Source organism: Companilactobacillus keshanensis, assembly GCF_003946205.1.
Taxonomy (GTDB): domain Bacteria; phylum Bacillota; class Bacilli; order Lactobacillales; family Lactobacillaceae; genus Companilactobacillus; species Companilactobacillus keshanensis.
Genome location: NZ_RHOS01000032.1, coordinates 1 through 9,401, shown reverse-complemented (window position 1 = coordinate 9,401; position 9,401 = coordinate 1). Strand labels below are relative to the sequence as shown.

9 protein-coding genes and 4 pseudogenes are annotated in these 9,401 nt (G+C 41.8%); 9 read left to right on the top strand and 4 right to left on the bottom strand.

Annotated elements, in window-relative coordinates:
• The 7 genes and pseudogenes from EKM64_RS11055 to EKM64_RS11820 all read left to right on the top strand — a co-directional run.
• The coding region (locus tag EKM64_RS11055; protein ID WP_164505370.1) for a WxL domain-containing protein at positions 1–450 on the top strand (450 nt) is incomplete at its 5' end.
• Between the two features lie 66 nt (positions 451–516).
• A complete protein-coding gene (locus EKM64_RS11050) occupies positions 517–1,605 on the top strand; it encodes a DUF916 and DUF3324 domain-containing protein (protein WP_125678519.1) in 1,089 nt (362 codons plus the stop codon).
• A gap of 555 nt (positions 1,606–2,160) precedes the next feature.
• Positions 2,161–2,586, top strand: a pseudogene (locus tag EKM64_RS11825) (acyltransferase family protein); the annotation flags it as partial.
• A 160-nt stretch (positions 2,587–2,746) separates the two neighbouring features.
• Complete coding sequence (locus EKM64_RS11040; RefSeq protein ID WP_125678517.1) at positions 2,747–3,328, top strand: recombinase family protein; 582 nt, start codon at positions 2,747–2,749, stop codon at positions 3,326–3,328.
• A 403-nt stretch (positions 3,329–3,731) separates the two neighbouring features.
• A pseudogene (locus EKM64_RS11030) lies at positions 3,732–4,789 on the top strand (IS30 family transposase).
• Positions 4,790–4,868: 79 nt separating this feature from the next.
• The gene (locus EKM64_RS11025; RefSeq protein WP_225421021.1) at positions 4,869–5,069 is read left to right on the top strand and encodes a prevent-host-death protein; all 201 of its coding nucleotides are present in this window, start codon (positions 4,869–4,871) and stop codon (positions 5,067–5,069) included.
• A gap of 190 nt (positions 5,070–5,259) precedes the next feature.
• Positions 5,260–6,036: pseudogene (locus EKM64_RS11820) on the top strand (IS30 family transposase).
• Here the strand turns inward: EKM64_RS11820 and EKM64_RS11470 are convergent.
• The 3 genes from EKM64_RS11470 to EKM64_RS11010 form a co-directional block, all read right to left on the bottom strand.
• Positions 5,980–6,156, bottom strand: a complete 177-nt coding sequence (locus EKM64_RS11470) for a hypothetical protein (protein WP_003582346.1) — start codon at positions 6,154–6,156, stop codon at positions 5,980–5,982. The pseudogene EKM64_RS11820 and the gene EKM64_RS11470 overlap by 57 nt on opposite strands.
• Positions 6,157–6,283: 127 nt before the next feature.
• The gene (locus EKM64_RS11015; RefSeq protein WP_125678513.1) at positions 6,284–6,712 is read right to left on the bottom strand and encodes an FMN-binding protein; all 429 of its coding nucleotides are present in this window, start codon (positions 6,710–6,712) and stop codon (positions 6,284–6,286) included.
• Between the two features lie 142 nt (positions 6,713–6,854).
• Complete coding sequence (locus EKM64_RS11010; RefSeq protein ID WP_368408279.1) at positions 6,855–7,400, bottom strand: AlbA family DNA-binding domain-containing protein; 546 nt, start codon at positions 7,398–7,400, stop codon at positions 6,855–6,857.
• Between the two features lie 227 nt (positions 7,401–7,627).
• Between EKM64_RS11010 and EKM64_RS11005 the strand changes: the two genes are divergently transcribed.
• Positions 7,628–8,254: an SGNH/GDSL hydrolase family protein gene (locus EKM64_RS11005; protein WP_125678509.1), complete on the top strand. Its 627-nt coding sequence runs from the start codon at positions 7,628–7,630 to the stop codon at positions 8,252–8,254.
• Positions 8,255–8,536: 282 nt separating this feature from the next.
• Here the strand turns inward: EKM64_RS11005 and EKM64_RS11000 are convergent, their stop codons facing one another.
• Positions 8,537–9,097, bottom strand: a complete 561-nt coding sequence (locus EKM64_RS11000; RefSeq protein ID WP_016374492.1) for a hypothetical protein — start codon at positions 9,095–9,097, stop codon at positions 8,537–8,539.
• A 192-nt stretch (positions 9,098–9,289) separates the two neighbouring features.
• Here EKM64_RS11000 and EKM64_RS10995 point away from each other — a divergent pair.
• Positions 9,290–9,401, top strand: a pseudogene (locus tag EKM64_RS10995) (IS30 family transposase); the annotation flags it as partial.

The following is a 9,401-nucleotide window of genomic DNA, read 5'->3' as shown; positions in this document are numbered from 1 at the left end:
ATCACTTTAAGTTCGGCCCCTAGTTTTCAATTTGGTACAGTAGCAGCTTCAGCAAACGATATTTCATATACATCAACTTCCACATCAGGAATCTTGGGTATCGCTGATGCTGGTACTGGTACTGGATACACTGTAACTGTTGCAGCATCACCATTCACGGCAACAGGCGGCGCAACCTTAAAGAATGCACAACTATTATTAGATAATAAAGAAACAGATCCTATTAAAGCAGATGATGTTGATAATGTATCAACACCTCCAACACTTGTCGCAAATCTTTCACTATCAAGTTCACCAGTAACTGTTGTTAGTGCTGCAGCTGGTAGTGGTGTAGGTGCCTATACTGGAACATATGGTTCTACTGATGCCTCACTTAAGGTTCCAGCTGGTAATATTGGCGGATCCTACAGTTCAACCTTAACATGGACGTTAGCTAATGCACCTGCTTAAATATAAAAATTGAGGGCTTGTAACTTAATTGTTGCATGCTCTCTTTTTTCTTCGGGAGATGATATTTTGAAGAAGCGTATTTGGATTTTCATGTTGTTTTTAATTAGTGTTATAACTTTTGGTTGTTTAGGAACCCAAGATGTTTCGGCCGCCACCTCAGAAGCTCAACCAGCAGTGACTTATAATATTGTGCCAGAACTTTCAAATAATCAGATCGATAAAAAAGTCGGTTATTTTGATTTGAAAGTGACGCCAAATGAGAAGTTGCAAGCTAAATTTAAGATTAATAATAACGATACTAAAACGCATACTTATACTGTAATGGTGAACCGGGCATCGACTGATACCAATGGGGTAATAGTCTATAACGAACATAATGTTAAAGCTGATTCATCTTTGAAATATGATATTGAAAAATTAGTTACATATCCTAAGAGTGTTACTGTTGATGCAAAATCTTCTACAGAAGTAGTTGTGAACATTAATGCTCCGAAAGGAAATTTTGATGGCGTATTGTTAGGTGGTATCTTTATCGAACAAGATAATCAAGTTAGCAAGAGTAATGCTAAGGGTGTAACGTTAAAAAATAAGTATAATTATGTTCTAGGCCTACAATTGAGACAAAATACTGACACAGTTGAGCCAAATTTAAAACTGATCAAAGCATATGAAGATACTCAAAATGGACAAATTTCAGTCAATGCACTATTAGATAATGATGTGCCAAGATTGGAAGAAAAAGTTGATATCAAAGCAAAGATAACTTCAGAAAATGATAGTAAGAATGTTATTTTACAATCAGAGAAATCAAATATGTCAATTGCCCCAAACAGTTACTTTACTTATCCTATTAATGTTAATACAGTTATCGGTGCTAACAAGGATAAGAGATTAAAGTCAGGGACTTATATGATGTATTTGGATGTTAAGGCTAACAATGGGCAAAATATTTGGAAGCTTCAACGGAAATTTACGATTACTGACAAGCAAAGTCGTGAAATCAATAAGAAGACGCCAGTTAAGAACAGTCATACTAAATCCATTATGACTATCGTTGAAACAATTGCTGCAATTATAGTGGTTGCAGGGTTAGGTGTGTTTGGTATTACAAAAAACATAAAAAGTAAAACGAGATACGAAAAACATAAAAAGTAAAACGAGATACGAATAAAAGAATCCAATAACTCACTTTTGGGGTTCTTACTCAAATTTGGTTAAAATGTGAATGTGCTTAAATTCCCGTCTTCCGCAAGAATTAGAAATGTATTGGAACGCGATGGATCTCCAAAATCAGCCTTATTGTAAGTGGCAAAGCCGCCAACAATAATCACATAGCTGAACACATTTCCAATTTGTACTCCAGACTAAATAATTTTCCATTTAGTTTTTTTGTGGCAAGTATGTTTAATACGTAATTTTGTAAAATAAAAACGGCCTCTATTAAGAGATTCAAGTAAAGGATCTATCTTGAATACTTAATGGAAGCCGTTTTTTTTTGTATTCCTATTAGAACACATTGATGAGAACTGTACCTGAGACGGAGAGCGTAAAATATCTTGTGTAAATGGTAGATTGTAATAATAATTATCTGAATAAGGGACATTTTTACCAAAACACTTGGTAGCTGGAATGTTAGAAAAGCACTGCCCTGCGGCGATGTGTACCATCTATTTAGGCATGCTATTAAAAAAATGGCAAAGCTTAAAGATTAAGGGCGATCGGACGATGAACTTGGCGTATAAAGTCATGATGAACCAGCAGCGAAGCTATACGTTACGGCAGTACGCGGTGATTTGTATTGGGACCAACGCGCTGGATGATTACGAAGAGCAAACCATGAAGATCATTCATGACTTGGAGCCGGGGCACAAGTTGATTCTGATGACACCTTATAATGCCCCGGCCGATGCTGACTGAAATTCATCAAAGTTGGCCGTTTTGGAACGGCGTCTGCCAGCTAAGTATAAGTTCATTATGATTGCCGACTGGGGCAAGATTGCGGCGCAACATCCAGAAGTCTTCAAAGGGATAGATGGCGTACACTTCGGTGGCATTCGGGCTGGTGATATTTTATACGCCAAGGTAATCAATCAGGCACTACAAGTGGCTAAGCATTCCCCTGTTAAAGAGGATTAGATAAAAATATTTCTTGACGTTTTGAATATGTGATAATTAAAGTGTTTAAATGGAACGAACCAGGTCACAACTTAACAGTTGTGGCCTCTTTTTTGATACTGTATAATTAAAGGGTTAGAACCGTGTCATTACTTAATGACATAAGTAAGGAGATAAAAAGATGAAATATGGCTATGCGCGGGTCAGTACCACTGATCAAAAATTAGCAAATCAAATTGAGTTACTAAAATTGGCAGGAGCAGAAAAAATCTTTCAAGAAAAGTTTACCGGCACAACTACCGAACGACCGGAGTTTCAAAAACTGTTGCGCGCTCTAAAAACAGGTGATACTTTGATTGTCACTAAGCTGGATCGGTTTGCGCGGAACACACGCGAGGCCTTAGCCATTATACAAGAGTTGTTTAAAGAAAATGTCAAAGTTAACATTTTGAATATGGGCTTAATTGACAATACGCCGACTGGCCAACTAGTCTTTACAATATTTAGCGCCTTTGCGCAGTTTGAACGCGATATGATTGTCACGCGCACACAAGAAGGTAAAGTGTATGCCAAGGAACATGATCCGTTGTTTCGGGAAGGGCGACCGAAAACGTATTCTGAGGAACAAATCAGATTTGCCTACGAGTTACGAAAACAAGGCATGACCTATAAAATGATTGAACGAAAGACGGGGATTAGTAAACGCACGCAACAGCGACGGTTTAAGTTAATTGAGAAACCAAGTGATACTTCTAAAATCTAAGACAGGTGAAAGATCATGAAAAAGGATATTTTAAATTATTTCCTATTTTGGTAGATTGTAAAATTAATCCGAACGCTGTTCGGACAAAAAAGATCAGCTTCCTTTAAAGGCTGTTCGTCAAATCAAGTTGATGGCAGTTCAAGTTAACAATTAGACCATAAATGGTCTAGCTGTTTTTTTATTTGGCTGATGAGCTTGCTCGAAGCCAAAACATTTGAATATTTATACGTTCAGTAAAGTTGTTCCAACTACGATATCCATAGGCACTACTTTTTATCTTTTCGCGCGTTTTAAAATCAAGTTAGCCACTGTTATTACAAATTTGGGACAATAAAAAACATCAAGAACAGATATCCTGTATCATTGAAGTTCCAACACAAACAATGAAAGAGGTATTGTCCTGATGCATGGACAAGATATCACACGTCGTCAACCAGGTCATCATTTGTCTCAAATGGAACGCGGTAGAATTGCAGAACTTTACGCCACCGGCACCTCCAAACGCGAAATTGCTGTCAAAATTGGCGTCTGCCATCAAACCATCAATAATGAGATTGAACGAGGGACTGTCAAGCAGGCTAAGCGCATTAATGGCAAACTGATCTATCATACGGAATATAGTCCTGAAGCTGCTCAGACGCGCTATGAGACCACACGTCTGAATTGTCATAGGCCGGATAAATTCGCCGCTACAAGCCACTTCCTGGCCTGGTATGTTAATCAGGCCAGGACTGAACACTGGTCGCCTGATGCAGCCGTTGGCGCCGCACGGCGAGCCAAGCTATTCACCCCTGAGGAGATGGTGTGCACAACCACTTTATATCGCTACATCGATGATCAACGCTTAGAAATTCGGAACATCGATCTCGTGGAGAAGGCAAATCGGCGGACCAAGCAACACAAGAGCACTAAGCATAAGCGCCTAGCCGGCCGCAGTATTGAGGAGCGTCCTAAGGCTGTCGAACGCCGCAAGCAGTTCGGACATTGGGAGATGGATACCGTTGTCGGGAAACGCAATGGCCGTGAGAGCGTCATCCTTAGCCTGATTGAGCGGAAGACCCGTTGCCAACTTCTCCGACTGATCGACGGCCGAGACTCGGACTCTGTGGAGTTTGCGTTACGAGAAATCAAGCTTGAGTGGGGTGACTGTCTGCGCACGATTACCGCAGACAATGGCCCGGAGTTCTCGACTCTGAATAAGGCCTTTGAGGACACAGATACAGACATCTTCTACGCGCATTCACCTCATGCGATCGCGGCTCCAACGAGGCCCACAATCGCATGATTAGACGTGACTACCCAAAAGGCGAGTCGCTGGATGATGTTAGTCCCAGCCAGGTGCTGGCTACCCAAGACCGTCTTAACGGGCTTCCCCGGAGAAAGCTAGACTACCGTAGCCCCCAGGAGTGTTTTGAGACCGAAGTGCGCCGGACTCGGCGTTCAGCACAACACGTAAGCTAAACAATGAACCACTCATAAGATAACAGGCTGTTCTTGGGAGTGTCTCAACACCCCGGCTAACTTGTTCTTGCAATTTGGGGTGGCAAACCAGAACGAAAAAATGGAAATTACAATCAAACAGTCGGAAGGACCAAATAAGGGTGTCATTCTGATTAGTAAAGAGCGGCACGCTGAATTTGAGGAGCTAGACTTCTTGCAGCGGACGGGTACTTTAGATATTGTCTTGGAGCGTATGGAAAACGAAAAGCCCGATGATTTTAACGAGGACGACGCGTATTGACGGCGGATGCCTGGAAGGTAATTCCTCACCGCGAAGTCAAGGCAAAGAACGGTCCGCTCCTTAAAGATGCCGGAATATATGACCCCAGTTTACAATTCAAGTGCAACAAATTAACAAATCAAAAAGACTCAAAGCCTGAGTCCTTGTAGAATGGAATTACCACAACACCATATATAAGGAGAATCTGCCTTTGAGTCCGTACAATCATCTTACCTTAATTGACCGAGAAACGATACTCGTCGGCCTTAAAACAGGGCTGGCCCAGACTGAAATCACCACTCAGATTGGTCGTTCAAGAAGTACTGTTAGCCGTGAAATCAAACACAATGGCGGTTGGCAAAACTACTCGGCTGCCGCTGCACAAGCCAATTACAAACATGAAAGACTTAACAGTCATAGATAAAGGCTTCTTAGCGATTCCGAAACCAGAGATCGGATCATTAACTACATCGTCCAAGACCATTGGTTTCCTGAGCAGATATCGGCCCGATCATCGTACTCGCTTTGATGACTGGGAAGGCGACAATGTGCATGGCAAGAGAGGGCGTTCAGCCTTGATCACGCTGGTCGACAGAAAGTCACGGTATCTCTTGTCAGAGTGTGTTACCAAAGTGAATTCAGAAAGGGTCAAACAGGGTATGATCGATTTGTTTTTGACCCTTTCGCCTAAACGGGTACAATCAATCACCCCCGACCGTGGGACTGAATTCTCTCAGTACAAGGAGATTGGCGAGGCGCTGGACGCAAAGATGTTCTTTCCAGACCCGCGTGCGCCACAATAGCGAGGTACGAACGAAATACGAATGGTCTAATTCGCGAATACTTTCCTAAGCACAGCAATCTGGACAACATAGATGACCAACAAATCGCCTTCTTCGTCGAACAACTGAATAACCGACCGCGCAAGGTCTTAGGCTGGAGAACTCCCTCCGAAGTCTTTTGGAACAAAAAGTTGCACTTGGTTTGAGAATTCGTCAAAACCTTTGATTTTGATCAAACTCCACCCTGGTTTTGTCTGAGGGGTTGGAACATCTTTTAACTTTAACTGTTCAGGACCGCCCGGCTGATCAATCACAATTGCTTTCAATTCTGATCATTTCCTTCTTCAATTTGCTACAGACTTACCATAACGTCAATTGAAGCGGGCTTCAGTCAAAGAAGCTTTTCCAAAAAGAAAAAGCCAAAACAACATAAGCTGCTTTGGCGACTTTGATTTAAATTTTTTGTTCAATCTTATCGATATAGACTTTCAAAACTCTGGTAATCCAAGGAAATTTCTTCTTCATTGTATCGAAGTCATCACTGGATGTTAAGAATTGGCCGGTCCCATAAACGTGAAAGCCGGCACCGGGTCCCTGGGTACCTTCAACCTCTTTACTCCCAACCGTTATAATCACGTGGTTGTCAGTTGAAAAATCCTGCTCTATGCTGTGCATGCCGGCCGCCGGAATCAGCAATTGCTTGTCTGTTACCTGGACGTATGACATCCAGGTATTAACAACGTGGGCTGGTTGCGCATTAATGGTTACAATTGTGGCAGGGCCTTCATGCTTCATGACATCTAAAAATTTTTGATCCATCGTAATACTCTCCTTCATCAACGTTTCAGTGATCGCAATTTGATCATTATCACCAATAATCATTTTACACCACCAAATTGATCAAAACACTTTTTTTAAAAAACGTTCTCCGGGATTTTTATTTGCTTTTAGCCACTAGGGTATACCCTAGTGGCCTTTTTGAGCTTTTAAAATAGAATAAGTCCTGCTTTTTCTAATATCAGATTTAATCATCCATATGTTTTTGTAAATTTTGCGTTAGACATATTAAGTCTGGTACATTTAGCTCAACAGTATTAGTGCCTTCTCTACGATAGTACTTACCATTGTAGGGTTCAGGTTTCCCAGTATTATCTATTTTAATGGATAATACTGTTGCACCGTTATAGGTATAACTTTTTATGTCTTTTAACATTGTCATCATCTCTTCACTAACAGGCTCTTGAGATAGTGCTGAGAAATAATGTTGATAATACTCATCGATACTTTTTCCACTTAATGTTAAATCTCTTTTAATCCCAACAATGGAAATAGGTCCTATCTTAAATGGTTCTATTCCAAGGTCAGATGCGTTATAAGAATCAGAATCGGCAACACCAATCATGATGTAAGAACTCTTATGACTCGGAGTATTGGCAAAAGAAGTTGCTTTTTTTGCTATATTGGATACTAGTTTCGTGTTGAAAGTTTTCTTTTGCGTCTGTGGATTGAACGAATACAAACCAAGTTTAAATTCAAACCGTTCTGTTTCGCCAGAACTGTCTTCAAGTATTTGTTTAAGTATCTGTCCATCACTATATTTTTTTAATTCGTCCTTGCTAAAAATGAACCCTGGATCAAGTAATCCCTCAACAAGAGTAATATTGGTTTCCCTATCGGATACTTTTATAGAATGAGATCCCTTTGCTAATTTATATTCAAGTCCAGTGCTCTTATGCTAGATTTACGGACAGATTTTCTTCTGCCCTGTAAACTAATAGCATAGGAGCATTTTTTAATATGATTCGATACAAAAAAGAATTTAAGCAGTTGTTGCAGGCGGCAATCAAGGTCGGAACGGTGAATAAGCAGTTGCAGCGTGAGACGATGGTGGGGCGGTTGATTGCGGGCAATTTGCCTAGTTACGCCCCTAGCCATCAAACATTGAATCCCAAGTCACCGTTGATGGGTCGGCGGATTGCATTTCTGGGATCGTCAATTACGGCCGGTGCGGGTGCACTGGAAGATTCGTTCGTCGATTATCTCGTCGCGACGGATGGCGTGATTGCCATCAAGGAAGCGGTGAGTGGCACCACTTTAGCAGGTAACGCACCAGATAGCTATGTGCAGCGGCTCTATCATCGGATTCCAGTGACCCAACCATTGGACGCTTTTGTCTGCCAACTTTCAACCAATGATGGGCGGCATGACAAGGCTATGGGGCAAGTTACGGGTGCACAACAGCGCCACGGCTTTGACGAAACGACGACGCTCGGAGCGATTGAAACAATCGTGGCCTATGTTCAACAGCATTGGGCGGTGCCAATCGTGTTCTTCACTTGTGTGCGAAAACACGATGCGAATTATGGTAAATTAGTGCAGCAATTGAAAGTCTTACAAAGAAAAGTGGCACTTCACGATTATTGACCTCTGGCAAGATCCAGTGGTCAAAGCTGAAAATCGCGCCCAACCACTAGCAATGGTCGACAACGCTCATCCAACCCGATTAGGTTATCGGAATATCTGGACGCCAATTTTTCGGCAACAATTAACGGACGTGCTTCGCCAGTCGGAACCATAATCGTCAATCGATTTCGCGTTTTCAAGGCTTCCGTCGATAGTCTAAAGAAATAAACATAACGACCGGATGAACCTGTCATGTGATAGGCTCATCCGGTCGTTATGTTTTAGCTTACTTCAAATTTCAGGTTAGTCTGCGACTTCAATCTTCCCAACCGCAATTGGTAAGGTGACGTGTGCATCGTAGGCGCCAACTTCACCAGCAACGGTGGCTGGTAAAGCCAAGTCTTGTGGTACGCCGTGAATGTAGATGACCCGTTTGTCGAGTTCCAAGTCATCGGTACCAAAGACTTCTTTGAACTTCGCTTGCAAATCAGCTAATGGCACATCGATTTCGTAGGCAAAGTGGCCTTGGGCGTCAGCGACTGGGTAGTTATCATTTGGCACGTCCATGTGATGTGGGGCGTTGTCAAATGGCACCATCGTTGTCCCTGAGACTGGTTCAGTTTCTGGCAAGTCGACAAATCCGTCATGATTGGCATCCTGCGCCATCGTGGCAATTTGGGCCGCCTTACCATCTGGAAAACCGTGGAAATGTTCCCAGTGTTGCGTATTTGCAGGTGTATCAAACATTTCAATCGCCACGTGTAATTGGTCACCGTCTTCAACAAAGGTGGCAGTTCCATGGGGTGCCGTTCCAATGCCTTCTGCGTTTAGTGGTACGATGTTAGCAACGTATTTTTTAGTCATGAATGATTCCTCCAATTCTTCATTATAAGTCCATTATATGCTATTCTAAACTTATTAAAATTGATATATGTCAAGAAAGAAAAATTTATGCACTGGCAAATTCTATAATTAATCCGAACAGAAATTAAAAAGCCCAAAGCAATCACTTAAAATGGTAGTAGCTAATTCCAACCAATATAGGGAGTGATTACTTTGGGTACATCTACTTTATCACGTTTTCAACGTGACGCACTAGCACAACTGGTCAATGAGGGGAATAAATCTTACCAAGTAATGGCTGACGCCTTAGGCGTCGCCAAAGCTA

Coding starts and splice junctions, on each gene's coding strand:
- EKM64_RS11040 (WP_125678517.1), top strand. CDS start 2,747: ATGAAATATGGCTATGCGCGGGTCAGTACCACTGATCAAAAATTAGCA.
- EKM64_RS11015 (WP_125678513.1), bottom strand. CDS start 6,712: ATGATTATTGGTGATAATGATCAAATTGCGATCACTGAAACGTTGATG.
- EKM64_RS11005 (WP_125678509.1), top strand. CDS start 7,628: ATGATTCGATACAAAAAAGAATTTAAGCAGTTGTTGCAGGCGGCAATC.
- EKM64_RS11000 (WP_016374492.1), bottom strand. CDS start 9,097: ATGACTAAAAAATACGTTGCTAACATCGTACCACTAAACGCAGAAGGC.